At 43.3% G+C, this 24320-nt stretch carries 26 protein-coding genes; 10 read left to right on the plus strand and 16 right to left on the minus strand.

What is annotated here, in order from left to right:
- Positions 1-43 precede the first annotated feature (43 nt).
- Complete coding sequence (locus BGP78_RS05465) at positions 44-868, plus strand: MBL fold metallo-hydrolase (RefSeq protein WP_259386176.1); 825 nt, start codon at positions 44-46, stop codon at positions 866-868.
- A 6-nt stretch (positions 869-874) separates the two neighbouring features.
- Here the strand turns inward: BGP78_RS05465 and BGP78_RS05470 are convergent, their stop codons facing one another.
- Positions 875-1747, minus strand: a complete 873-nt coding sequence (locus BGP78_RS05470) for a DMT family transporter (protein WP_119860462.1) — start codon at positions 1745-1747, stop codon at positions 875-877.
- Positions 1748-1994: 247 nt separating this feature from the next.
- On the opposite strand from BGP78_RS05470, the gene BGP78_RS05475 reads away from it, so the two are divergent.
- A complete protein-coding gene (locus BGP78_RS05475; RefSeq protein ID WP_119860463.1) occupies positions 1995-2378 on the plus strand; it encodes an MAPEG family protein in 384 nt (127 codons plus the stop codon).
- A gap of 43 nt (positions 2379-2421) precedes the next feature.
- On the opposite strand, the gene BGP78_RS05480 is transcribed toward BGP78_RS05475, so the two are convergent.
- From BGP78_RS05480 to BGP78_RS05490, 3 genes are all read right to left on the minus strand, one after another.
- Positions 2422-3633 (minus strand): TonB family protein, encoded by a 1212-nt coding sequence (locus BGP78_RS05480; protein ID WP_119860464.1) that lies wholly within the window; start codon positions 3631-3633, stop codon positions 2422-2424.
- A 1-nt stretch (position 3634) separates the two neighbouring features.
- Complete coding sequence (locus tag BGP78_RS05485) at positions 3635-4012, minus strand: BlaI/MecI/CopY family transcriptional regulator (RefSeq protein WP_119860465.1); 378 nt, start codon at positions 4010-4012, stop codon at positions 3635-3637.
- Positions 4013-4074: 62 nt separating this feature from the next.
- The gene (locus BGP78_RS05490; RefSeq protein ID WP_119860466.1) at positions 4075-4773 is read right to left on the minus strand and encodes a pseudouridine synthase; all 699 of its coding nucleotides are present in this window, start codon (positions 4771-4773) and stop codon (positions 4075-4077) included.
- A 181-nt stretch (positions 4774-4954) separates the two neighbouring features.
- Here BGP78_RS05490 and BGP78_RS05495 point away from each other — a divergent pair, with 181 nt between their 5' ends.
- Positions 4955-5794, plus strand: a complete 840-nt coding sequence (locus BGP78_RS05495) for a glycosyltransferase family 8 protein (protein ID WP_119860467.1) — start codon at positions 4955-4957, stop codon at positions 5792-5794.
- Between the two features lie 27 nt (positions 5795-5821).
- Here BGP78_RS05495 and BGP78_RS05500 read toward each other — a convergent pair whose 3' ends face one another.
- The 9 genes from BGP78_RS05500 to BGP78_RS05540 all read right to left on the minus strand — a co-directional run bounded on the left by BGP78_RS05500 (position 5822) and on the right by BGP78_RS05540 (position 14353).
- Positions 5822-6949: an MBL fold metallo-hydrolase gene (locus BGP78_RS05500; RefSeq protein WP_119860468.1), complete on the minus strand. Its 1128-nt coding sequence runs from the start codon at positions 6947-6949 to the stop codon at positions 5822-5824.
- Positions 6950-7010: 61 nt separating this feature from the next.
- Positions 7011-7880 carry an SDR family oxidoreductase gene (locus BGP78_RS05505; protein ID WP_119860469.1) on the minus strand — a complete coding sequence of 290 codons (870 nt, stop codon included), beginning with the start codon at positions 7878-7880 and terminating at the stop codon, positions 7011-7013.
- 188 nt (positions 7881-8068) lie between these two features.
- Positions 8069-9550 carry a peptide MFS transporter gene (locus tag BGP78_RS05510; RefSeq protein ID WP_119860470.1) on the minus strand — a complete coding sequence of 494 codons (1482 nt, stop codon included), beginning with the start codon at positions 9548-9550 and terminating at the stop codon, positions 8069-8071.
- Positions 9551-9650: 100 nt separating this feature from the next.
- Positions 9651-10358: an HAD-IA family hydrolase gene (locus BGP78_RS05515; RefSeq protein ID WP_119860471.1), complete on the minus strand. Its 708-nt coding sequence runs from the start codon at positions 10356-10358 to the stop codon at positions 9651-9653.
- Positions 10359-10402: 44 nt separating this feature from the next.
- Entirely contained in the window at positions 10403-11338 is a 936-nt protein-coding gene (gene xerC, locus BGP78_RS05520) for a tyrosine recombinase XerC (RefSeq protein WP_119860472.1), read from the minus strand.
- Between the two features lie 3 nt (positions 11339-11341).
- A complete protein-coding gene (locus BGP78_RS05525; RefSeq protein WP_119860473.1) occupies positions 11342-11977 on the minus strand; it encodes a DUF484 family protein in 636 nt (211 codons plus the stop codon).
- A gap of 20 nt (positions 11978-11997) precedes the next feature.
- Complete coding sequence (dapF, locus tag BGP78_RS05530) at positions 11998-12828, minus strand: diaminopimelate epimerase (RefSeq protein ID WP_119860474.1); 831 nt, start codon at positions 12826-12828, stop codon at positions 11998-12000.
- Positions 12829-12894: 66 nt separating this feature from the next.
- Positions 12895-14148 carry a diaminopimelate decarboxylase gene (lysA, locus tag BGP78_RS05535; protein WP_119860475.1) on the minus strand — a complete coding sequence of 418 codons (1254 nt, stop codon included), beginning with the start codon at positions 14146-14148 and terminating at the stop codon, positions 12895-12897.
- Between the two features lies 1 nt (position 14149).
- Positions 14150-14353 (minus strand): LPS translocon maturation chaperone LptM, encoded by a 204-nt coding sequence (locus BGP78_RS05540; protein WP_119860476.1) that lies wholly within the window; start codon positions 14351-14353, stop codon positions 14150-14152.
- A 121-nt stretch (positions 14354-14474) separates the two neighbouring features.
- On the opposite strand from BGP78_RS05540, the gene cyaY reads away from it, so the two are divergent.
- The 7 genes from cyaY to add all read left to right on the plus strand — a co-directional run bounded on the left by cyaY (position 14475) and on the right by add (position 21333).
- On the plus strand, positions 14475-14795 hold the full coding sequence (gene cyaY / locus BGP78_RS05545; protein WP_010366970.1) for an iron donor protein CyaY: 321 nt from the start codon (positions 14475-14477) through the stop codon (positions 14793-14795).
- Positions 14795-15448, plus strand: coding sequence for an alpha/beta hydrolase (locus tag BGP78_RS05550; RefSeq protein WP_119860477.1), 654 nt, complete (start codon positions 14795-14797; stop codon positions 15446-15448). The genes cyaY and BGP78_RS05550 overlap by 1 nt, the downstream gene beginning before the upstream one ends.
- 16 nt (positions 15449-15464) lie before the next feature.
- The gene (locus BGP78_RS05555; protein WP_119860478.1) at positions 15465-16343 is read left to right on the plus strand and encodes a DUF2914 domain-containing protein; all 879 of its coding nucleotides are present in this window, start codon (positions 15465-15467) and stop codon (positions 16341-16343) included.
- Between the two features lie 20 nt (positions 16344-16363).
- On the plus strand, positions 16364-17302 hold the full coding sequence (hemC, locus tag BGP78_RS05560; protein ID WP_119860479.1) for a hydroxymethylbilane synthase: 939 nt from the start codon (positions 16364-16366) through the stop codon (positions 17300-17302).
- A 1-nt stretch (position 17303) separates the two neighbouring features.
- On the plus strand, positions 17304-19091 hold the full coding sequence (locus BGP78_RS05565) for a uroporphyrinogen-III C-methyltransferase (protein ID WP_119860480.1): 1788 nt from the start codon (positions 17304-17306) through the stop codon (positions 19089-19091).
- Positions 19088-20194, plus strand: a complete 1107-nt coding sequence (locus BGP78_RS05570; RefSeq protein ID WP_119860481.1) for a heme biosynthesis HemY N-terminal domain-containing protein — start codon at positions 19088-19090, stop codon at positions 20192-20194. Before BGP78_RS05565 ends, BGP78_RS05570 begins: the two co-directional genes overlap by 4 nt.
- Before the next feature lie 140 nt (positions 20195-20334).
- Positions 20335-21333 carry an adenosine deaminase gene (gene add, locus BGP78_RS05575; protein WP_119860482.1) on the plus strand — a complete coding sequence of 333 codons (999 nt, stop codon included), beginning with the start codon at positions 20335-20337 and terminating at the stop codon, positions 21331-21333.
- A gap of 26 nt (positions 21334-21359) precedes the next feature.
- Here add and BGP78_RS05580 read toward each other — a convergent pair whose 3' ends face one another.
- From BGP78_RS05580 to ubiD, 3 genes are all read right to left on the minus strand, one after another.
- The gene (locus tag BGP78_RS05580) at positions 21360-21764 is read right to left on the minus strand and encodes a CBS domain-containing protein (RefSeq protein ID WP_119860483.1); all 405 of its coding nucleotides are present in this window, start codon (positions 21762-21764) and stop codon (positions 21360-21362) included.
- Between the two features lie 214 nt (positions 21765-21978).
- Complete coding sequence (gene fre, locus BGP78_RS05585; RefSeq protein WP_119860484.1) at positions 21979-22692, minus strand: NAD(P)H-flavin reductase; 714 nt, start codon at positions 22690-22692, stop codon at positions 21979-21981.
- A 104-nt stretch (positions 22693-22796) separates the two neighbouring features.
- Positions 22797-24272, minus strand: a complete 1476-nt coding sequence (gene ubiD / locus BGP78_RS05590) for a 4-hydroxy-3-polyprenylbenzoate decarboxylase (RefSeq protein ID WP_119860485.1) — start codon at positions 24270-24272, stop codon at positions 22797-22799.
- Between the last annotated feature and the right edge of the window lie 48 nt (positions 24273-24320).

A 24320-nucleotide genomic window follows, 5' to 3' on the forward strand; every position in this document is an offset into this window, starting at 1 on the left:
TTGCACAGGAGTTAAAATGACAAAGATAGTGAAAGTAGCCGTGATGGTGGCGTTTTGTTGGTGTTGCAGTGCCATTGCCGTTGAATTTAGAACTCATAAGCTCACAGAGCACGTATATGTGCTATTTGGTCAAGGTGGTAACATCGCAATTCATGTTGGAGACGATGGGACCTATATTATTGATGATCAGTTTGCGCGATTATCAACACAGATAAAAAAGCACATTAGCGCCTTAAAGCCTGGGGTGCCTGAATTTGTCATAAATACCCACTTTCATGGTGACCATACCGGTGGTAATGAAGCTTTTTCGCTCGCAGGGAGTCATGTTATTGCTCATGATAATGTACATAAACGCTTAGTCAAAAAGCATGGTACAGCGTCAGCGTATTTACCTCGAGTGAGCTTTGATCAGACATTGACTCTGAACTTTAATAATGAACAGGCACATATCGCTCACTTTGCCCATGCGCATACGGATGGTGATGCAGTGGTGACGTTCACAAAAGCAAATATTGTCCATATGGGAGACTTGTATTTTAATCTCGGCGGACTGCCTTTTGTGGATGTGGATAGCGGTGGCTCAGTTGATGGTTTGTTGCGCGCACTTCGCGATATTAAAGCGGCAATAAATGACAAAACAGTGCTTATTCCTGGCCATGGTGAGGTGTCCAATAAGGGGGAGCTAGTGCAATATATTGTACGAATTGATAAAGCACGCACGCTGATGCTAAAGGCGATGGCGCAAGGAGCTACGCAGCAAGAAGTACTGCGATTAGACCCGTTAGCCGAACTCAATTTGCCTTACACTAACTGGTTGCCGAGAGAACGGGTTACTCAGTTATTTTATCGCTCATTGGCAAAAAAATGAATTAGGCTAGGTGAGCATCACCAAGCCTGCGGCTAAAGCGATCAGTATTAATCCTAATCCATCGCGACGATTAACGGGTTGTTTCAGCCAAAAAGTCGCAATGAGCATGGTGAAAAAGACCTCAATTTGACCCAGTGTTTTGACATAAGCAACGTGCTGTAAACTCATAGCGCTAAACCAGCCGATAGAGCCAATACAACTGGCGAGGCTGATCAAACTGACCTTACGACGATGTTGCCATAAAACTGAATAGCTTTGTGGCTCTTTGATCAGTAAATAAAGACCTAACAATATGGTTTGAATACTGATCACTAGGAGTAAAACCCACGCTGCGCTATGGGGAAATGGCAACTGACTGGTTAACGCGGCTTCTCGCACCCATAAAGAGGTTAAGGCAAAGGCACTACCACAGCTTAAACCAAGTAAGGCGGTGGGAAAATTAAAATTTTTCACGGTAAAACCGCTGAGAATAAGCACAGCGACACCGCCAATGACGACACCGAGCCAGCCAAAGTACGATAATGCGGACCCAAAGAACAACATACCGAAAATAGCCGCAACGAGAGCTTCACTTTTAGCCAGCCCTGCACCTATCGCATAGTTATTTTGCTTAAAAAGTATCACCATCAGCGCGGTGGCAACAATTTGTGTGATACTGGCTGATCCTATAAAAATCATAAAAGTGCCACTGAACTGTATCTGTTCTGTGGGATAAAATTGATATAAACCGACTAAATATAAAGCCGCAATTGGGCTCGCTAGAATAAAACGAGAGAGGGTCACAGTTGCGATTGAGGCATGATTGCTGAACTGACTTTGTAAGGCATTACGCCAAGCTTGTGCAAAAGCAGCCAAAAATGTGAATGCGATCCATGCCATGCAGTAGTCTCTTTTTTTGATGAGCTCGAGACAATACACTATCAACTATTTAGAGAATATACGAATGGTTTAGCTGACAGAGTGCGTTGATGTGACACCCTGTTGCAGTGTACGTCCATAGCACGCTTTTTATACTGTCTGGCGATGCAATGCAATTAACTATAGGTTATGAAATAGGCGGCTTTTTTGTGTGCGCAATGGTATGTTAGCGTGGTTAATTATTTCTTATAAACACAAAGGAGCTAGCATGACAACGTTATTGATCTGCGCACTCGTTGCGGTATTGTTACCTTACTTGGCTAAGTTGCCGGTGGCCATTGAAATGAATAAATTGGGGGGTTACGATAACCGTCACCCGCGTGCTCAACAAGCAAAGCTAGAAGGGTTTGGTGCGCGTGCCCTTGCAGCGCACCAAAATAGTTTTGAATCACTCATTGTTTTTTCAGTGGCACTGGCCGTTGTGTTAGGCTCAAATAATGTGAATGCGGTGACAGAGTATTTAGCCATCACTCATATTATTGCACGTATTTTATACTGTGTTTTTTATTATATAAATATAGATAAGCTTAGATCTTTGGTGTGGTTAGTGGGTATTGGCTCCGCAGTGGGTATGATTGGTGTAAGCATCTAAATTAAAAGGGAAAATAGAGCAACTAAACGTTGCTCTATGCATATCAGTGTGACACATCAATTCGTTCAAACTGATCCTGTTGTGGCGTGCTTGTCGCGTTATCATTAATTTTAAAATCTAACTGAACGCGATGTATTTCATCAGGATTGTTTGAAGCGGTGTATTGCCATTGTCGCAATGCCGTAATCGCATTGTTCTCGAATGTGTTTTTTGGTTTAGCGTCAATGACTTTGATGTTGTTAGTATGACCTCGCTCATCAATGGTATAGGCCAGCTGTACATACCCTGATACGCCATAATTTGCCGCTTCAATGGGGTATTTTGGCTCAATTCGCATGATAGGTTTTACTGAGTGATCTGCTTTTACTTTTTCTGACGGACTGTCTTTAGTGATTGCTAAGGCACTTAATGATGCAAGCGCACAGGTGATCAGCAGGGTTTGCGCAATCGTTGAAGGTCGAGCTGTATTTTTTATATGGTTAAGTCTCTGTAGCATGGTGTTTTTATCTCCATAGTAAGCGTATGCAAAATGTCGTTTGTTATGGTGTTCAACACAGTTAATCAGTGTTTTGGCATAATGCACTTGTTGATGATGCGGTTTATTTTCTAGGACACGTTCGTCGCAAGCGAGCTCTTGGACGCGTCGAAAGCTCTGATACCCAAGCCAAATGAGAGGGTTGAACCACGTTATTGTGCATAGTGAAAAGAATCCAAGATTCCATAGGTTATCGTGGCGTTTTATGTGCGTATATTCATGCTCTAGCATTAATGAAAGAGACTGCGCGTCAAAGCGCTGAATATAATTCGCTGGCAATACAATGTTGGGTTTGATGAGACCAACAATCATTGGGCTGTTTATTTGTGTGCTGACGTAAACTGGGTACTCACGGTACGTCGTATCTGTTAATTGTAAGGCGAGGTTGGTGTGAAAACGCTTATGCTGCCAAAACATAGCAAGTAATAGACCGCAAGCGCCAGCTACATATACGACTGTCCAACCTAACAACCATGTATCAACCACTGGGAGTTGAGTTGGGGTGACTGTGACGTAGTACATGGCGTTATTTGACAAAGGCTTTAATTCGCTCGGTAAGCTTAGTAGAAACAAGGTACTTGGTATTAGCCACCACATTTTATATAGCAATTGAGCGCCAATTTTACGCGTAAGTGAACGTTCGCAAATTAAGAGTACAACAACACTAATACTTAACAGCAACTGTATTTTCATTACCCAATCAAGTAGCTCGTTTAACATATTACTTTCCTTGCTTGTCTTCCCACTCTTTTATGACGTTTTTTAACTCATCAATATCGGTTTGTGATAAGGGGTGTGTTTTGGCAAATCCACTGACCAACGGTGCGATACGGCCTTGGAATAGTCGTTGAATAAAGCTTCGGCTTTCTTTTTGGGTATAATCATCGCGTTCAATGGTGGGCGTGTAGATGTACTCTCGGCCTTGTTTTTCAAAAGTAACCGCCTGCTTTTTAACCAGTCGACTCACCAGAGTTTTAATGGTTTTCTCGTGCCATTGCGTGTCGTCGCTTAAACGCTTAATAATGTCACTGGCTTTAGCTGGGTAACCTTGCCAAAGAGCTTCCATAACCGAGAATTCGGCCTTAGATAATTCAATCATTGTTCCGCCTACAAGTGTAATCTATGTATTTAGATTACACTTGTAGTTTTAAAGGTCAAGTGTTATTTTTGTCCAATGCCTAGTTCTGAGTGAGAAATGCGTTGGTAAGCACCTTCAGTTAAGTCGCTTGGTTGCAGGGTAAAGCCCGCTATTTTGACTCTAAATAAATCAATCACGCGATAGCCGCAGTAATGACTCATTTTGCGGATTTGGCGATTCAGCCCTTGCTGTAGCGTTATTTTGAAGCGCGTTGGTGTTAATAATTCAACATCACACGGCAAGGTTATTTGCCCATTAATAGGCACGCCATTTGCCATTTTTTGACAAAAAGATGTATCAATAGGCCGGTCAACTTCTACCCAGTACTCCTTTTTTTGATGATGCTCAGGGTGCAGCATCTGTTGGCATAAAGCTCCGTCATTGGTAAGTAGTAATAATCCTCGAGAGTCTTTGTCTAAGCGGCCAATAGGGTAAACACGCGGTGTTTCAGGTAGGTAATGAATAAGACTAGTTGGATCGTCGAAATTAAGTTTGCAGTCTATGCCAATAGGTTTGTGATAAGCGTAGAGTACCTTCTCGGGCAAGGTGGTGATCGCTTGGCCTTGCACGATAACGACGTCTTGTGCGGTAACATGATCAATATGATTCGCTAAATTACCGTTGACGGTGACTTCTCCCGCATCAATTAATCGTGATGCCTGACGGCGAGAGCACACGCCTGCATGGCCTAAAAATTTAGCTAAACGTATTGGTTCAGGCATGATGGATCCTTAGCTGTGTTTAATGCAGTGTGATAACGGTTATATTATACCAGAGAGTGGATCAGATTGAATTGAGTTAGTCGTGAGCAAAAAAATTGTATGAACTTGTAAAGTGGGGTTGTTTAACTTATTGATATGAAGGATTATTAAGTCGTCTTTTCGATAACACAACAGGACTTTTGTGAAAAAAGCGATATTTACGCTCGCGATTGGCGATAACCCAATGTATCAAGCTGCAATCTTAAGTTTTAAGTATTATGCTGACAAAGTTGGAGCTGATTTGATTGTGTCCGACGAGTTACATTATCCGATTGTAATTAAGAACCCTAGATATAATGCGAGCCCTGCATGGACGGAAAAGTTACGAATAGACGCGTTACTTACCGAATACGATAGGGTACTTTATGTTGACGCTGATGTACTAATTACACCCCATGCTCGTAATATATTTGATCAATATATTGATATGAATAAAGTGTATTGGTTTGACGAAGGAGTTCTACAAGAGCGAGATAACGATATAAAGCTTATTTGCAATTCGCTAGGGGATGTTGTCTGGCCGCAACGATGTAGAAGGCCTATTTATTATAATGCTGGGGTTATTTTAGCCTCTAAAGGTAATGCCTTATTTAATATGACAACATTGGAAGACTTACAGTTTATTTGTAATGACATCACTCACTATGATCAAAGTTATTTTAATTACACTTTGCACAAGTACTCCATTGAGCATGAGTCACTTGATAAAATGTTTAATCGCATGGATATGTTTGGTAAAGAGGGCTATTTAGAGGCTGACTTTATCCATTATGCTGGTAAGGGCTATGCAAAAAATAGCCGACGCCGAGATGTTCAGTTTTTGAAAGACTTCGCAGCGCTTTATGATAATATTTTGCCAAGAGATAAAATGGAAGCGCTAAAAGCACAGGCATGGCACGATTACTTAGCTGTGGTATGTAAAAAGTATCCGTTGCCAACTTGGTTGATAAAACAATGCTGTCGTTGGTTTGTGCCTCATTAACTGTGAGGCACAGTTTAAAACTAGGTGTTAGTTAAGCAGCTCGCTATAACGAACACTTTCCCCAATTCTGAGAATTTTTAAAGTCATATTTGGTTTTATATCGTCGAATGCTTTTTGCAGGCGGCGCAGTGGTTCATTGACATGTTCATAGCCTAATAACCACGTCCCATAACCCCAAGGAATAAATACTTTACACGCTAAATCTTGTGCCGCTTTTACCGCATCTTCGGGCGCAAAATGAATGCTACGATAGGTATAGTCATAAGCAATAATCGGCATTAAACACACATCAAAGCCGTTAAATTTGGCGTTCATATCTTTATAAATGGGACTATATCCGGTGTCACCAGCGAAAAAGATAGTATGTTCGCCATCATCAAATAGCCATGCGCCCCACAATGTTTCGTTCCAGTCATTTAAGCCACGACGAGAGAAGTGGTGGGCAGGTAAAAAATGAACATTAGTTTGGCCAATGGTAGTTTGAGTATACCAGTCCATTTCTGTGATTGGACCTTGTGTGTAGTCAACGTTATCGCTGACTGACAGCGGCAGCAATAACTCTGTGCCTTGTGCAAGGGTATTGAGGGTATCGATACTTAGATGGTCATAATGATTGTGGGAAATGACTGTGCCATCTACAAATTTTAGGTCTTTAGTATTAACAGGGGCTGGGCCTAAACGTGCCATTTCGTCGTTGATTTGTCGGGCTAACCAGCCAACGGCACCATCAAATTCGCCAAAGACAGGATCTGTTAAAAACGCATCATCATGGCGCTGTTGTACTAGGAAGCTGGCATGTCCTAACCACGTGAGTGTTTGTCGTGCTTGCTCATCGATACGGGGTGTAGCGTAGAGTAAATCTTGATAATTAAAACCGGCACTTTTACTTAGTCCCGTAAATGATCCAACATTGATAAAGTTGGGCTCCACTGGCTTAATTTCCTCTTTTTTGAGGAATTCAATGTCATCATAAGGATGATGTGGCCCCTTACCTCGGAAGGTGCTGGGGTACTGGTTGGTAAATTCCCCTTGAGGGTTTTTATTAAATTCAGGATTATCTAGAGTAGTAACGGGGGCTTGCTGACACCCTGTTAAAGTCGTCGTGATAATGCTGAAAAATAAAGTGCTATACGCTGCCGCTTTAGTGGTTCGCATGGTCATCCTCATCAAAAGTGACCCTGTTTTGGGCCACTATAATATACTCAGAAATAAAATGTTACTGGCTACTAAGAATGTGTTTAATCGCAGTACTAAAATCTCGTTGATGGCTAATACCGAGCTTAGCGAGGCGAGTGTCTTTGAGCGCGCAGTTATATGGTCTTTGTGCTGTTTGACTGGGGGTGGGCAGTGGTGTTAACAACGAGCGTGGATAATTACGGTGATCAGCAATAATACAGGCCATGTCATATTTACTCATGGCTTGGTGGTTAGAAATATGGAATATGCCACCTAAATTATCTGGCTGTTTAAGCAAGTCTTTGAGTGTTAGAGCTATGTCTTCTACGTGAGTCGGGTAGCGAACAGCCCAATGATCATGTTCCGAAGGAGTCGTCTCATTGATTTGTTCTGCAATCACTGTGACAGCTGACTCAGCCAAATGGGTGACATCACCATATAATACAGGCACGCGGATCACGGAATGTAGTTCGCTGTTAGCTAATACAGCTAGTTCTGCCTGTTGCTTACTTTGGCCATAAAAATTGAGTGGATTAGTTGCTGAATTCTCAATATAGGGTGCTTGTGTACCATCGAATACATAGTCGGTACTGATAAAAATAAGGCGAATGTTTCTGAGTTTACATTGCTGCGCTAAAAACTGTGTTGCTTGTACATTCAGAGCCAACGTTTGCTCAGGAGACTGCTCACAGACATCGGGTTTTCTTTCTGCTGCCGCGTGAATCAATGCGTCAGGCTGATGCGTGTCTAAAAATTGATAGATAGCTTCTTGGTCATTGAGATCAAGTTTTGAAATGCTGTCGCTTGCGCGGCTGAAACCTGTGCCAATGACTTCAAAAGTTGGCTTGAGTGTATTTACAAGCACTCTACCTAACATACCTGTTGCACCTGTTATCATCACTTTTTTCATCTGGTTTCCTTATATCGAGGCCATGTGGGCTTTGCACATTTGCCAGACATTAATATCTGACAGATTGGAGTCTAAACTCGCCCAGTGTAACGAAAGTTTTAACACAAATTAAGAGATTTCAGGTGTGGTTTAAGTAGGTACTTGATGTAAAAAAGGTTGAGGGACATTTCTGCCCCCCACACATTAAGTTAAGCTAACTTTTGTTGCCCTTCCCATACTTTAGATTTGATGCTCAGCAAAGCAATAATAATACCGACGCCGATACAGAAAAGACTGATTTGTAGGTAAAGATTTGGCATTTCATCCACTTTATTCGGGTCAAAGTTGCCAGCCAATAGCCCTGAAATAATATTACCAATCGAATAAGTTAAAACAAAGACGCCCATCATTTGGCCTACGAAACGTTTAGGTGAGAGTTTACTCACGGCACTGAGTGCGACAGGGCTTAAACATAGTTCACCTACTGTGTGTAAGAAGTAAGTGGTGATAAGCCAATAAGGCGCGACTTTTAGACCTTGTGCTGCATACTGTGACGCCATAAACATGACTAAGAATCCGCTGGCCATAATGATCAAACCAACTGCACATTTTAAATTATAGGAAGGCGAAATCATACGTTTTGATAAGTTGATCCAAAGTGCGGCAAAGAAAGGCGATAATATGATGATAAAGAGTGCATTTGCTGATTGGAACCATGCAGTTGGTATTGAAAAGGTGCCAATCATACGGTCCGTATAATCGCGGGCAAATAGGTTCAATGACGACCCAGCTTGTTCAAAACCAGACCAAAAGCAAGCTGATGCAATACACACTAAAAACAGTGCCCACATTTTTTTCTGCTCATCTTCGTTCAAGTTGCCTCTAAAATAAATCAGGCCGTAGTAAACAAAAAATACTAAGGTAAAGACCACTGCGACATATTTTGCGAGTTGCACGGGTTCAAGCACTATCACGCCAAAATACGTTAACGTTGTCACGCCGGCAATAAGACCAAGCGTTGCAATGATAGCCAGCCAAGCTTGTTTGGCGTGTTTTGGTGCGAGCGGGTTGGCAGGTTTTTCGCCTACAGTGGCAATATTGCTGAGCGTACGTTGGTACTGAATTAAACCGATTGCCATGCCCACGGCTGCGGCGCCAAATGCATAATGCCAGCCGACATGCTCCATAAAATAGCCACAGACATAATAGCCAATTACAGAGCCTAAGTTGATCCCCATATAGTAAATGGCATAGCCACTGTCTCGGCGCTCATCATCAGACTGGTATAGCTGCCCGACCATAGCGCTGATATTTGGTTTGAGTAACCCAGTACCGAGGGCAACAAAAATAAGCCCGATAAAGAAAGAGTGCGTCGAAGGAATGGCCAGAATGATATGGCCGATCATGATAATGATACCGCCATACCAGACTGTTTTTTGGCCACCGAGTAAACGGTCGGCTATCCAGCCACCGGGTAATCCTAAAAAGTATACCGCGCCGGTATACAAGCCATAAATTGCGGCAGCAGAGGCGACAGTAAAGCCTAGGCCTTGCTCTTGTAAACTTGCGGTCATAAAGAGCACTAATAAAGCACGCATACCGTAGTAGCTCATGCGCTCCCACATTTCAGTAAAAAAGAGGGTTGAGAGGCCTTTTGGGTGGCCAAAAAAGCCCGTATCTTGTGCAGACATAGGTGGGGTCCCGTTGTTATCATTGTAATTATTTGGAACCATTAGTACGTTAAACGCACAATAAATGCAACTAAAGGCGTTATTTTAACCTAAGAGGTTGTTATTCAACCAATTGATATAATTCATAAATATTTTTTATTTCCACATGGGGTAAACCTTTGTAAGCGTATTGGCATGACTGATCATTTAGCCACACGCTGTGGCATCCTGCATCATTTGCACCTTGAACATCACTGTCTAAGCTATCACCAATATGCAAGATTTCAGATTTATCAACACTTAATAACTTAGCCGCTTTATCGAAGAGTGCACTATGAGGTTTGGCTGCTCCGTCAGGTCCTGCTTTTAGTACAACATCAAATTCACCTGCTAGATTAAATTTTTCGACCTCAACGTTGCCGTTAGTGATGGCGATAAGGCGGTATTTTTTACGCAGTGTATGCAAGAGTTCAAGCACGGGTTGCTCTACGGTGATATTACTTCTGGCATGACTAAATGCGGTATACGCTTCTTGTGCATACTGCTTAGCCTGTGGTGCTGTGAATCCTAATTGTGCCATACCATAGTGCAGAGCCACGTGACGCCACTGGGTCACATCGTCGATGAGTGCAGGGTGCTGTTTTGCAGTTTCGTTACGACAATGGGACCAAAAATCAGGGCCTAGTGCCGTCCATTGCTCGATACTTGCTAAGTATGTTAACTGCGCTTGTACGGCAGCTTTAATAATTGGATGATTGTTATATAGGGTGTCGTCGAGATCAAAACTGAGTACGCTGATGTTACTAAGGGCTTTATTGAATCGCATGATGGTATTTTAAAAAGGAGGAATGACTTTATTATACTGAAAGTCTTTTAATTCGGATCGTTATTTTGCTTTTTTGAACGGGGGTGTGCTTGGTCATAGACTTTCGCTAAATGTTGAAAGTCAACATGGGTATAAACTTGTGTGGCAGATAAACTCGTGTGACCGAGCATCTCTTGCACAGCGCGCAGATCACCGCTTGATTCGAGTAGGTGACTGGCAAAAGAGTGGCGCAATTTATGGGGATGAATAGGGGTGCTAACACCTTGTTTGATACCCCACTCTTTCATTCTTTCGCGCACATGACGAATAGAGATCCGTTGTTTTCGCTTGCTGACAAATACGGCTTGCTCTTCCGACAAGGCCATTTGTTCTCGAATTATTAGCCATTGTGAGAGTGCATCGAGTGCTTTATTACCGACGGGGATCACGCGTTCTTTATTGCCTTTACCCATAACGCGAATCTCCCCTTCACGAATATCACCTAAATTGACATTCACCAGTTCGCTTATTCGTAAACCACTCGAATACATTAGTTCCATCATGGCTTTATCGCGCAGTGATAAGGCGTCATCCTCTTGAATATTAAGCAGTTGGCCCATTTGATCAACATCTAAATTCTTTGGCAGTGGGCGTTGAAATTTAGGACCTTTTATTCCCTCACCAGGGTTGGCAATCGTAGCGTGTTGAATATGCTTTACTTTCAAAAATTTATATAGGCTGCGGATACAACTTAATTTTAGGTTGATGGTGCGAGGATTATATTGTTTGGCTCGTAAATGCATGCTGTAGCGACGTATTTGCTCAGCAGATACCTGTAGCCAATGAGGGCTATAAGGTTGAAAGTAATGGGCTGCTTGGCGCAATTGAGTACTGTACTGGGTTAGGGTATGTGGTGAATACTGTCGTTCATGCTTCAAATAAGCCATAAAATCATCAATAGGTGCTAACCACGCTTCAGACAATTCAGTCGCAGCCTCAGACATGCTTTACGCCAAATCAGTCAAGCGAAGTTCAAGCGATGTAATAAATTCGTCGATGAACAAATTGTCATTGTCTGAACTGAAGTGAGCGGCTTCGTCGCTGGCAAATGCTAAAATGGCTTCTGGCTGCTGTACACTACCAATCAAATAGAGTGCCACGGAACGTGCGTAAGGAACATGGTCTTTATGCCAAAGTAACGTGTGCTCTTGTGCTGAGAGACGGCCGAGATAACTGCTGCGTTGTGATAAACGAGAGTTAATCATGGTATTTAAGTCTTGTCGATACGGCAGTAATTCACAGGCAATAACATGAGGGCTTTGACAGAGTGTATCGGCCAGTTGCTTAGCGAGCTCAGAGAAACTATTGCAGCGCCAAAGCTGACGTTGGCATTCGCTGAACAAGCGAAATACCCGTTCATTATCTAATGCTAAACGTGCTGTTGTGGCTAGCTGGGTTTTTAGCTGGGTGTTTTGCTCTCTCAGCAGGCGTTGTTGCTGTAATGCTAGATTAGGCAAGCCTTGGCTTTGAGCATGCAACTCAAGCTCTAGCAACACATATTGATGATGAGTAAAAAAATCAGGGTGGCGTGTTAAATAGTCACAGATCTGTTGTTCATCAATAGGTAATTGCTGTTTGCTCATTGTGCTATCTCATTGGTTATTCACAGTGCGATTTGGCCGTCAAAAACATGTTCTGCTGGGCCAGTCATTTTTACAGCATGGCCTTCACCTTGCCAGCGGACTTGCAAACTGCCACCGGGCAAGTCAACTTGAACGGTACTGGCGAGTTTCTTTTGCGCAATACCGACTGCAACGGCCGCACAGGCGCCACTACCACAGGCTAGCGTCTCTTGTGCACCGCGCTCCCATACGCGCAGCTTTATGTGCTCTTCATTGATTATTTGCATAAACCCAATGTTAGCACGTTCTGGAAAGCGTTCATGGTGCTCAAGAAGTGGGCCAAGGGTGTCTACATCGGCTGTGTTAATATCATCGACTTCAATCACACAATGCGGGTTACCCATAGAAACCACTCCACAAAAAACAGTCTGGTCATCAGCACGCATAATGTAGGTTAGTTCTGGCTTAGTGGCTTTAAACGGAATACTGCTTGGCGCAAAGTGCGGGTTGCCCATATTAACCGTTACTTGACCATCTTTTTCTATGTATAACGTTATGTTACCCGACTTAGTTGAGACTGATATTTTATGTTTGTTGGTCAGGCCTTTCATTCTTACAAAACGTGCGAAGCATCGCGCGCCATTACCACATTGTTCGACTTCAGAGCCGTCAGCATTGAAAATACGGTAGTGGAAGTCTAACTCTGGCGAATAGGGCGCTTCAACCAACAACAATTGATCAAAACCCACCCCAAAATGTCGATTGGCGAGTTTCTTAATTTGATCGCGAGATAAAAATACGTTTTGAGTGACATTATCAACCACCATAAAGTCATTACCCAAGCCGTGCATTTTTGAAAAATTTACAAACATAATGTCTTAAAACTACTCCTGCTAAGGCTGCCTTGCCATGATTTTTCTGTCATTGCGATATACAAATTATGGTAGTAATTGCTCACCTTGCCACAATGATTGCAATGTCTCTCTTTGTCTTACCACATAGCATTGGTCGCCATCCACCATGAGTTCAGCGGCACGAGGGCGTGAATTATAGTTAGAGCTCATAGTAAAGCCATAGGCACCGGCACTGCGCTGGGCGAGTAAATCCCCCGCTTGAATGGCAAGCGGCCGATCTTTTCCTAAAAAGTCGCCTGTCTCACAGACTGGGCCTACCACATCATAGTTATGTGTTGGAGTACCATCATCTCTTGGTGCGACTGCGATAATGTTCTGCCATGCCTGGTAGAGAGAAGGGCGTAGCATGTCATTCATGCCAGCATCGACAATGGCAAAGTGCTTTTCTTGGCTAGGTTTTAAGTACTCAACTTGCGTTACCAAAATTCCAGCATTGGCGGCAATCGCACGACCAGGCTCAAACACCAGTTCTAGATGGGGATAATTGGTTAATTTTGCTTTTACTTCAGCAGCATAAGCGCTGGGGTGAGGCGGCTTTTCACTGTCATATGGCACGCCCAACCCACCACCAATATCTAGGTGATGTAACTCGATACCTGCGGATTTTAGCTGCTCAATCAAAGCCAGTACTTTATCTAGCGCAGCAAGAAAAGGATCAATGTCGGTCAATTGTGAGCCGATATGAAAGTCGACACCCACTACATCTAACGCTGGCAGTGCGTATGCAAGTTGATAGACATCAAAGGCCTGTTTAATATCAATACCAAACTTATTTTCTTTTAAACCCGTAGAGATATAAGGGTGTGTGTTGGCGTCTATATCAGGGTTAACGCGAATTGAGATGCGTGCTGTTTTATTCACTCTATGGGCAACTTGGCTGATCCGCTTGAGTTCGGCAACCGATTCAACATTGAAGCACTTTATATTGTGTGCCAACGCAAATTCAATTTCGTCTGAGGTTTTGGCAACCCCAGAGAACACCACTTTGCTGGTATCACCACCGGCTTCGATAACTCTTGCTAATTCGCCTTTTGAGACAATATCAAAGCCAGCGCCAAGTTTTGCCAACACATTGAGTACGGCAATGTTAGAGTTCGCTTTTACTGCGTAACACACAAGGTGTGGATGCCCGTCAGCAGCATCAGTAAATGCATGATAATGACGTTCAAATGTTTTTCTTGAATAGACATAACAGGGCGTACCGTATTGTTTGGCAATATCGGCGACGGCAACCTCTTCAGCAAACAGCTGTTGATCTTTATAATGGAAAAAGTCCATGCTATTGCTCCTTGTCACGCATTGGCTCAACATTTTTTAAGTTGTTGGGCTGTGCTGATTGATTTTTGGCCTCAGGGGTATTGATTTCGGGGTTAGGTTGGTGTTCAGGGAGATATAACACACCACTTTGCCCGCACCCAGTTAAGGTCAGAACGCTTAATAAGACTAAAATAAACATGCTTGCTTGAGAGAGTATCGCTTTCATTAGATTAATGATGTCAGTGCCTTTATAATCGCAGAGTAACAGAATTCGTAAAAAAAGCAGCTATTGCGACTAGGTATTTTAGCTGCATCGTAAATAAATTGTGCTGAAAAAGGAAAGTGCTATGACAGATCACGAGTACCATGAACTAGCAGAAGCTTTAATGTTTACCATTGAAGATCAAATTGATGATTGTGACGCAGACTTAGATTATGAGTCTGCGTCTGGCATTTTAGAGATTTTGTTTGCCGATAAAAGTAAAATTATCATCAACAAACAAGCGCCTCTTCATCAGGTTTGGGTGGCGACGAAGTTTAATGGACACCATTTTGAATTACATGGTGATAAGTGGATTGATAATCGCTCTGGCGCTGAGTTTTGGCAATTTATGTGTGACGCAGCGACGCGTCAGGCGGGCACAGAAATTAAATGGAAGCACGATTAATGTTACCTTTTGTAGAATATGCAGCTCGTGGTGAGCATAAAGCCAGTATTATTTGGTTACATGGTCTGGGTGATTCGGGTGACGGATTTTTACCGATTGCACCGGAGTTAAAGCTACCTGATGAATTGGGCGTCAGATTTGTTTTCCCACACGCGCCTGAACAACCGGTCACCATTAATGGTGGTATGGTTATGCGTTCTTGGTACGACATTAAATCAATGGATGCAGAGAGCCGCGCTGATGAGCAAGGTGTGAGAGAGTCAGCTGAAAAAGTTCAGCAGCTCATTGATGCTGAAATCGCAAAAGGGATAGCGCCTGAAAAAATTATTTTAGCCGGTTTCTCGCAAGGTGGCGTTATCTCTTTACATTTAGCACCACGATTATCGGTAAAATTAGCCGGTGTTATGGCGTTATCGACTTATATGTGCGCGCCTGTTAAGTTAGCTACTGAGGCCGTACAAAATGAATTAAATATTTTCATGGCTCATGGTAATCAAGATCCGGTAGTACCTATGGCGTTAGGCCGTTTGGCTTACGACACATTACGTGAGCAAGGGTATGATATTAGTTGGCAGGATTACCCGATGGCGCATCAAGTATGCCATGAAGAGTTAACGGCGATCCGTAAATGGTTAATCGCCACATTATCTTAATTGAGGAACTGCAGCAATGACACAACGGATAGTCATCAAAACGGCCGTGACTAAAACGGCACCTACCGTTCAAACGGTAAGTTATCAATGGCATTGGCGACGTATTTTTGCGGTGTCGAGTGTTGTGTTGTTATCTGCGGCAGGTGTTACGTACGGTTTAACAAATGCTGTAAACGCCGATGAAATACAGACCCAAACGCCCGCTAATACGCACAGCGAGATACCCGTTGCAACAGAGCCTGCGGAGGAAGGTGTGTCACCTGAGGTGCTAACATCACAGCCAAACTTCAACAGGGATGATGAGCCGGTGGCGGGGGCGGTTGAAAGCAAACACAGTGATCGCACCGTGGCCTCGAATGTATCAGTGCCAGCTTCAGAAGAAGTAATCAACGTTGAACCTGTTCAAGACATAGAAGATTCGCCAGTTGTGGTCAATGAAGACGCTGAGCAAGAGGATGTTCAAGATGCGGAGCAGGACATAACCTCAAGTGTGAGTGAAACGGTTTTCTCAGAATCAGCACAAGTCGCTAATGTCGCACTTGGTGCAAAAATAGATACCAATGTGGTGAGTCGTGCGGTGTTGACGACAGGCATTGAACAGCGCGAGCCAGTTGACGTCTTAAAAGACAATTTGAAGCGTACTCAGTTTTCAGAAAAGCTGTATTTTTTTACCGAGATTAAAAACCTACAAGGCAAAATGATTCATCATTTATGGTTTCATCAAGACCAGTTAATGGCTGAGATCCCTTTGACGGTTGGGGCGGTCAGATATCGCACATATTCGAGCAAAAATATTATGCCAAGCCAGACTGGGCAATGGCGTGTTGAAGTTGTTACTCAGCAAGGGCAACTATTAGCCCAAAAATCTTTTCGTATTATTCCAGATGCTCAATAAGAGCAGAGTTAAGGCAAATCATGATTGAACAAACAAATATCCTGCGTATTGCAACCAGAAAAAGTGCATTGGCTATGTGGCAAGCTGAGTTTGTAAAAGCACGGTTAGAGCATTTTCATCCTAGCTTAACTGTTGAGTTGGTGCCCATGTCTACGCAAGGCGATATTATTTTAGATACCCCTTTGGCAAAAATTGGTGGCAAAGGCCTGTTTGTTAAAGAGCTTGAGCAAGCTATGATGGATGGACGTGCAGATATTGCCGTGCATTCTATGAAAGATGTTCCGGTTGATTTCCCTGAAGGTTTAGCATTACATACTATTTGTGAGCGTGAAGACCCACGAGATGCGTTTGTGTCTAATCAATACAAAGCATTAGATGAGCTCCCTCAGGGTGCTGTTGTTGGCACCTCTAGCTTACGCCGCCAGTGTCAAATTCGCGCATTACGTCCAGACTTACAAATAAAAGATCTCCGCGGTAATGTGAATACTCGTTTAGCGAAACTTGATAACGGTGAGTACGATGCCATTATTTTAGCGGCTGCTGGGTTATTACGACTGGAAATGCCAGAGCGCATTGCTACCTATATTGAACCTGAAATGTCTTTACCCGCGAATGGCCAAGGTGCTGTTGGCATTGAGTGCCGCATCGATGATGTGCGTGTACAAGCGTTACTCGCACCGTTAGAGCACACAACAACTCGTATTCGCGTCAATGCAGAGCGTGCCATGAACCGCCGCCTAGAAGGGGGGTGTCAGGTTCCTATTGGCGCATATGCAGAGGTTGAGGGCGATACAGTGCATTTACGCGGGTTGGTGGGTGCGGTTGATGGCAGTGAAATTTTGTATGCCCAATCGAGTGGACCTGTAGAGCAGGCAGAACAAATCGGTATTGCGTTAGCTGAACAATTATTAGCGCAAGGTGCTGATAAGATTTTAGCTGAGGTATATAGAGACGCTTAATATGGCTATTGCAATTACTCGACCTGAAGGAAAAGGCGAGCAGCTAGCCGAGCTGCTGATAGCTCAACAAATAGATATTGTAAAAACACCCGTCCTTAAGCTGGAAATGTTGCCGGTCAATAACACTCAGTTGTCGCCGATAGATGATGCGGATGTGATCATCTTTATCTCGCAAGATGCTGTGAAAGGATTAGCTGCACACTTACCCCAATTACCGTCAACCGCAACCTTGGTTGCTGTTGGCGAGCAAACCGCAAAGGCCATCGACACAGTCTATGCGCGTCAGGCCCAAACGCCCGTGCAGCAAGATTCTGAAGGGGTGTTAGCGCTTCCTCAATTACAATCCATCGCTGATAAACAGGTTGTAATAGTGAAAGGCGAAGGGGGCCGCACATTATTGGCAAAAACCTTAAAAGCGCGTGGTGCAGTATTAAATCAATGCCTTGTTTATAGGCGAACCCCAGTGTTGGCACAATCAGATGCCTGGTTAGACCACTGGCGAGAAGCTAAGATTGACGGTATAGTCATAACCAGTAACGCGGCAATCGATGCTATATTTAATACCACCAATAAAGTGTTGTTGGCTTGGCTGAATCAATGTCATTTTTACTTGGTTAGTCAGCGTAGTGCCGATCATTTGATGCGACAACATCAGGTAGCATCTTCCCATATTACAGTTGCTTCAGGGCCGAATGATGAGGCCATTTTTAAGTGTATTATGCCTGAACAAACACAGCAAGGTAGCCAAATGAGTGAACAACAGAATCAGCAAAACGAAACACACGCGGTAGAAGGTAAACCTGTAAAACAGAAAATCAGTAAAGTGGGCGTATTGGCTTTATTGGTTGCTTTAGCTGGTGGTACAGCAACAGCCGGCTTAATTATTCATGGTCAGCAGATCAGCGATAAAACCTACCTTGCGCTTGCGCAACTACAACAGCAAAATAGCAAACTTAGTGAACAGTTAAACACCACTCGTGAGCAACTAGTTCAATTGCAAAGTCAGCAAAAACAAGTTGATATGCAAATTGAGTCTCGCTTAGCAGCACAGACTCAGCAATTTGATACGCAGCTGCAGGCGGCGTTGAGCTCAGCCCAACAACAAGTCAGTGGTGCACTCAGCAGTGAGGTGCTGTACTTACAAAGGATGGCACAATTTAAGGCCTCAGCAGAACAAGACTTTCAGGGCAGCATTGCGGTGCTGCAAAGATTGAGTGATGTATTGCAGCATGAGCCAAACACCACTGGCGTATTGAGCGCAATTGCCCAAGATATTGCATTGTTGAATGCACAAGCCAAGCCGCACCTGGAATCTAGATATTTACAGTTACATGGTTTACTCGCACAAGTACCTGAGCTTGAGCTGCAAACTTTGCGCTTACCAGAGCAAACAGCAGCGCCTACGGCACAATTGTCTAGTGATGTTAGTGACTGGCAAGCCAATTTATTGCGCACATGGGAAAATTTGGTAGACGACTTTATAACGATTCGCCATCGTGAAGTTGCTGTTATTGACCCGCTGCTTGATAAACAAGAACAGCAATTATTGAAAGCGCAGCTACGAAGTCACTTGTCACAAGCTCAGAGTGCTTTGATGGACAAGCAAGCCAGTATCTTTTTTAGTGCTTTATCGAGTGCTCAACAAACGTTAACAAGCTATTTTAAAATGGATTCTGCAGCAGTACAGGCAATGCATGACGAATTAGTACTGATGCAGGGTCAATCATTGGCGTTTAATCAAACTGTTCAGTTACGCTCAGCTAAAGCGGTACAGGGGTGGTTAAAATGATCCGAGTGATATTAATAATTATCGCCATTGCGATTGCCATGGCAGCAGGGCATTTATTAATTGACGAAAAGGGGTATGTGCTCATAGCGTATAACGATGTGACCATTGAAGCCACGATAGTTGCAATGGCCATTATGTTTTTCATGCTAACGATTGGCATATGGCTCGTCGTAAAGGCGATTAAATTTTTCTGGCGACTTTATCGTAAATCAACGGGGCACTTTGGTCATAAGCGTGCAATGAAAGCCTCTCAGGCTTGGCAACAGGCGTTATGGGCGACTCTTAATGATGATAATGAGCAAGTACAAGTGGCGTTTAAGAAGCATGATGCACCCAGTCAGTGGCAAGATTATCAATATGCGTTACTGGCGAAGTCTGCCTTACAGCAAGGCGAGCAGGCAACTGCGGTACAGCACCTAAGCGCCATGTCAGAAGAAGCACAAAGTAAAGTGCCTAAGCTCTGGCTACAGGCTGACAAAGGTGAGCAAGCTTTGGTGTTACTTGAAACGCCGATGCAGCAGAAAAAACCACAATCAACCGAGATAGCTACCTACCTTGAGGGCCTATTGGTAGAGCAAAAATATGTTGAATTGATAAAGACATTGAACGACAAACACAAGCAAGTGACTTGGTCAGCAGAGCATTGGCAGCGTTTCTTTGCGCGTTTTTTTATGCAAAACCAACCTGATGGGCAAGCGTATTATGAGCAGCTACCTAAAGCACTGAAAGTGTATGCGCAGCAGCCTTACTTACAATCAATGGCGGCGAGTGGGCAAATTAAACAGATACAGCCTGCATTGCTAAAATGGTTAAAGAAAGGGCTTTATCAAGATGTGTCGGCAGTGATAAGTGCTGCCAATGAAGGTGATTTACAATTAACCCACGCGATACAGGCCCAGCTGAAAAAACAGCCAGACAATGCGGACTTATTAGCGTGTTTAGCATGTATGGCCCATGTTGATGGGGACTTTGAACTGGCGGCTAAAATTTTTGACAACATAAATAAAAGCAATTGGCATACTGGTTGGACGAGTATGGCGTTACGCAGCTACGAGCAGACCCAACAGTATCAAAAGGCCTATGAATTGGCGATTCTCAAATAAATACTTAAAAAAAGCCAGCGAATACGCTGGCTTTTTTTATTTGCATAACGAAGTAGCCGTGCTAAAAATGGACATGTGTCCTTGATCTTTATATTAGGGCAAGTATGATCCGCAAAATTTTATCTGCAGCCGAGTGAATTATGATCAATAACAACTTACCTTTACTTGATTTACACCGCCATTTAGATGGTAACGTGAGAGCGACTACGATTTTAGAGCTTGGTCAGCAGTTTAATATGCCATTACCGGCGACGGATATTGAGGGCTTGATCCCACATGTTCGAGTACTCGATAACGCCCCCAATCTTATGGCATTTTTATCTAAATTAGATTGGGGTGTCAAAGTACTTGGTGATTACGATGCATGTCGCCGTATTGCCATCGAAAACGTAGAAGATGCGATTGCACAGAATATGGATTATACTGAACTGCGCTTTAGCCCTTACTATATGGCACAAACACATGATTTACATGCTCAAGGCGTAGTAGAGGCCGTGGTTGATGGTATTAAATCGGCAACGCACAATACCGATATTAAAGTGAATCTAATTGGTATTATGTCGCGTACCTTCGGTGTTGATAAATGTCAGTATGAGCTTGATTCATTATTGGCATGCAAAAACGATTTGGTTGCTATCGATCTTGCAGGTGATGAACTGGGTTATCCAGGCGCGCTATTTGTCGATCATTTTAAACAAGTTCGAGATGCCTATTTAGGTGCCACAATACACGCGGGTGAAGCCGAAGGTGCAATAAGTATCTGGCAAGCCATTAATGAGCTAGGCGCAACACGCATTGGTCATGGTGTTAAAGCCATTGAAGACCCAAAGCTAATGGATTACCTAAGAGACAACCGCATTGGTATTGAGTCATGTTTAACCAGTAATATTCAAACCAGTACGGTGGCTGAACTAACTACACACCCACTTAAGCGCTTCTTGGATCATGGTATTTTAGCCTGTATTAATACCGATGATCCTGCAGTTCAAGGTATTGAACTTGATAATGAGTATGCCGTTGCCGCACCTGAGGCTGGGCTAACGACGCAAGATATGGAACAAGCGCAGCGCAATGCATTAGAAATTGCATTCTTAAGTGACAGTGATAAAAAAGCATTGTTAGCTAAAAAAGCGAGTTAATAGCTAATCCGTCCTCTTTGAGCTGCTTAATGTACTGAGCAGCTCAAGTAATCTTGTTTTAACGCCTCTATGACTTGGCTTCGTGTGACGAGCCCAATTACTTTCTTATTTGATATTACCGGATAAACTTTTGGTTTATTGCCCTGCATCTGCTGTGCTAAATCGACGATATTCATCGTGTTACTGACAGAAACCACGGTATCGGTCATCAATTCTTTTACTGTTACTTTACCTTCGCAAAAATAGCTACTTTGTAGTAAAGGTGCCAACATTTGTTGCTCTGAGATAAAGCCAATCACATGTTTATGCTTGTCTAAGACTGGCGCACAAAATAAAGCATGCTGGTGTAGTTCATCAATCGCTTGTGTGAGCTCGGAATCTGCATAAATTGCAGGAATATGTGTCGTCATGATTTCTTTTACAGTTTTCATTTTAGTGCTCCTGTGTTGATGAACACAGTATGCTCGAGAACTTTTTATTCATAAAACAGGTTAATTAGATTGGTTTGATTAAAAAAATAGAATGAAAGTGTGATAGAACGCCCTGATAGTGGGTGCTTATGTCTTCGATGTGGCTTGTTTATTAAAAGAAGTGATTTTAAAGATAAACAGCGCCAAGCAGGATGGCGCTGTACAAAGTCATACGTTATTTTATAAAAGCAAACGCATCGGCATACATATGTTCGCGTATTGCACCGTGCTTGATAAAGTCATCACGGACTATACCTATCATGTCAAAACGACCCGCCATGTAGATTGAGTAGGGTTCTAAAGAAGCGATATCTTGCATAACTGCTTGGTGTACGTAACCTGTGTGGCCATCCCATGCGTCTTGAGGTGTTTCGACTACTGGAATAAAGTGGAAGTTTTCTTTACTGGCTGCCCATGCTTCCATTTCAGTTTTTGCATACAAGGCTGATTCTTCTTTCACACCCCAGTAGAATAAAACAGGTTGCTCACAGCCAACTTCCGCTAAGTGGTCTGCCATTGATTTTACATATGAAAATCCAGTACCACCGGCGAGTAATACAATCGGTTTTTGGCAGTCAATGCGTAGTTGTGATACACCAAGACCCACTTCCAATTCAACAGGCGCTTTCTGTTCAAATGCGTGTCTTAAGTGATCTAGGGCTTGTGCTGCATAAGAGTCTGCTGCTGAGGCGCCAATATGTAACTCTAATTCGTTTTGTTGTGAGGGCTTGCTCGCAATTGAAAAAGCCCGCTTGTCTTTTTCTCCTAAAACAAGCTGTAAATAATGGCCAGCTTCAAACTCTGCGGCAATGGCAGGCTTAAGCGTCACTTTATAAATAATGTCTGTAAGTGGCGTGATAGCTATCACGTCAGCATTAACTGTTTGCATGTGTTACCTTTTCGCACGGTAAGCATGGGCCGTGTTAACATTACCCATGCGTAAATTGTTATTGTATAAACTATAGGCACTTTATCATAGCGCCCTCGGTTATCCTATTGCTTGACTGGTATATCTAGACTGTCCCAAATATCATCAATTTTTTGTTTTACTTGCTCATCCATAACTATAGGCTCGCCCCATTCACGGTCTGTTTCACCAGCCCATTTATTGGTCGCATCCATACCCATTTTTGAGCCTAAGCCCGATACTGGGGAGGCAAAATCAAGATAATCAATCGGTGTGTTCTCTATCATGGTGGTATCACGAGCTGGGTCCATACGTGTCGTGATAGCCCAAATAACATCATTCCAATCTCTTGCATTGACATCATCGTCGCACACTATGACGAATTTGGTGTACATAAATTGACGTAAAAATGACCATACACCCATCATGACTCTTTTTGCATGTCCCGGGTATTGCTTTTTCATAGTGACAATTGCCATACGATAAGAACAGCCTTCTGGGGGCAAATAAAAATCGACAATTTCTGGGAACTGCTTTTGTAAAATAGGCACAAATACTTCGTTGAGTGCGACCCCTAAAATGGCAGGCTCATCAGGTGGGCGGCCAGTATAAGTACTATGGTATATCGGGTTTTCACGGTGGGTGATATGCGTGACGGTCATGACAGGGAAATCATCGACTTCATTGTAATACCCAGTGTGGTCACCATAAGGTCCTTCGGGTGCCATTTCACCTTGTTCAATATACCCTTCAAGGATAATTTCGGCGCTTGCAGGTACTTGTAAATCGTTCGAAATTGATTTCACAACTTCAGTTTTAGAGCCTCGTAATAAGCCAGCAAATGCATATTCACTCAATGTATCTGGTACAGGGGTTACTGCACCAAGTATGGTGGCTGGGTCGGCACCGAGTGCCACTGAAACTGGGTACGGCTCGCCAGGGTGCTCTTTACACCACTCTTGATAATCTAAAGCACCACCACGGTGAGATAACCAACGCATAATAATTTTATTTTTACCCAGTAGCTGTTGGCGATAAATACCTAAATTTTGACGTTTTTTATAAGGACCTTTGGTCACCGTTAAACCCCAAGTGATCAGAGGCGCCGCGTCACCTGGCCAGCAATGCTGGATAGGCAGTTTAGTTAAGTCAACGTCATCACCGCTCAACACGACTTGTTGGCAAGGTGCTTTACGCACTTCTTTAGCAGGCATGTTTAGGACTTGTTTGAAAACAGGGATCTGCCCTAACGCTTCTTTAATCCCTTTTGGTGGCTCTGGCTCTTTTAAAAATGCCAATAGCTTACCTACTTCACGCAGCTCACTGACATCAGATTGCCCCATCCCCATGGCAACCCGTTTTGGGGTGCCAAATAAATTGGCAAGTACTGGAATGTCAAATCCTATTGGGTTTTCAAATAACAGTGCCGGCCCTTCAGCGCGCAAAGTGCGGTCAGCAATTTCGGTCATTTCTAACTTGGTTGAAATAGGCTGTGTGATACGTACTAATTCACCTTGTTCTTCAAGGCGATTGATAAAATCTCGTAAATCTTTATATTTCATTTTGCTATTAGGACACCTAAAGTTACACGCAGTATATCAAGCCATTTA

Source organism: Pseudoalteromonas sp. MSK9-3, from assembly GCF_003590335.1.
Classification (GTDB): domain Bacteria; phylum Pseudomonadota; class Gammaproteobacteria; order Enterobacterales; family Alteromonadaceae; genus Pseudoalteromonas.

Bases quoted from the DNA above. Each gene is read 5' to 3' on its own strand.
- BGP78_RS05465 (WP_259386176.1), top strand. From the start codon at position 44: ATGGTGGCGTTTTGTTGGTGTTGCAGTGCCATTGCCGTTGAATTTAGA.
- BGP78_RS05470 (WP_119860462.1), bottom strand. From the start codon at position 1,747: ATGGCATGGATCGCATTCACATTTTTGGCTGCTTTTGCACAAGCTTGG.
- BGP78_RS05475 (WP_119860463.1), top strand. From the start codon at position 1,995: ATGACAACGTTATTGATCTGCGCACTCGTTGCGGTATTGTTACCTTAC.
- BGP78_RS05480 (WP_119860464.1), bottom strand. From the start codon at position 3,633: ATGTTAAACGAGCTACTTGATTGGGTAATGAAAATACAGTTGCTGTTA.
- BGP78_RS05485 (WP_119860465.1), bottom strand. From the start codon at position 4,012: ATGATTGAATTATCTAAGGCCGAATTCTCGGTTATGGAAGCTCTTTGG.
- BGP78_RS05490 (WP_119860466.1), bottom strand. From the start codon at position 4,773: ATGCCTGAACCAATACGTTTAGCTAAATTTTTAGGCCATGCAGGCGTG.
- BGP78_RS05500 (WP_119860468.1), bottom strand. From the start codon at position 6,949: ATGCGAACCACTAAAGCGGCAGCGTATAGCACTTTATTTTTCAGCATT.
- BGP78_RS05505 (WP_119860469.1), bottom strand. From the start codon at position 7,880: ATGAAAAAAGTGATGATAACAGGTGCAACAGGTATGTTAGGTAGAGTG.
- BGP78_RS05510 (WP_119860470.1), bottom strand. From the start codon at position 9,550: ATGTCTGCACAAGATACGGGCTTTTTTGGCCACCCAAAAGGCCTCTCA.
- xerC (WP_119860472.1), bottom strand. From the start codon at position 11,338: ATGTCTGAGGCTGCGACTGAATTGTCTGAAGCGTGGTTAGCACCTATT.
- BGP78_RS05525 (WP_119860473.1), bottom strand. From the start codon at position 11,977: ATGAGCAAACAGCAATTACCTATTGATGAACAACAGATCTGTGACTAT.
- dapF (WP_119860474.1), bottom strand. From the start codon at position 12,828: ATGTTTGTAAATTTTTCAAAAATGCACGGCTTGGGTAATGACTTTATG.
- lysA (WP_119860475.1), bottom strand. From the start codon at position 14,148: ATGGACTTTTTCCATTATAAAGATCAACAGCTGTTTGCTGAAGAGGTT.
- BGP78_RS05540 (WP_119860476.1), bottom strand. From the start codon at position 14,353: ATGAAAGCGATACTCTCTCAAGCAAGCATGTTTATTTTAGTCTTATTA.
- cyaY (WP_010366970.1), top strand. From the start codon at position 14,475: ATGACAGATCACGAGTACCATGAACTAGCAGAAGCTTTAATGTTTACC.
- BGP78_RS05550 (WP_119860477.1), top strand. From the start codon at position 14,795: ATGTTACCTTTTGTAGAATATGCAGCTCGTGGTGAGCATAAAGCCAGT.
- BGP78_RS05555 (WP_119860478.1), top strand. From the start codon at position 15,465: ATGACACAACGGATAGTCATCAAAACGGCCGTGACTAAAACGGCACCT.
- hemC (WP_119860479.1), top strand. From the start codon at position 16,364: ATGATTGAACAAACAAATATCCTGCGTATTGCAACCAGAAAAAGTGCA.
- BGP78_RS05565 (WP_119860480.1), top strand. From the start codon at position 17,304: ATGGCTATTGCAATTACTCGACCTGAAGGAAAAGGCGAGCAGCTAGCC.
- BGP78_RS05570 (WP_119860481.1), top strand. From the start codon at position 19,088: ATGATCCGAGTGATATTAATAATTATCGCCATTGCGATTGCCATGGCA.
- add (WP_119860482.1), top strand. From the start codon at position 20,335: ATGATCAATAACAACTTACCTTTACTTGATTTACACCGCCATTTAGAT.
- BGP78_RS05580 (WP_119860483.1), bottom strand. From the start codon at position 21,764: ATGAAAACTGTAAAAGAAATCATGACGACACATATTCCTGCAATTTAT.
- fre (WP_119860484.1), bottom strand. From the start codon at position 22,692: ATGCAAACAGTTAATGCTGACGTGATAGCTATCACGCCACTTACAGAC.
- ubiD (WP_119860485.1), bottom strand. From the start codon at position 24,272: ATGAAATATAAAGATTTACGAGATTTTATCAATCGCCTTGAAGAACAA.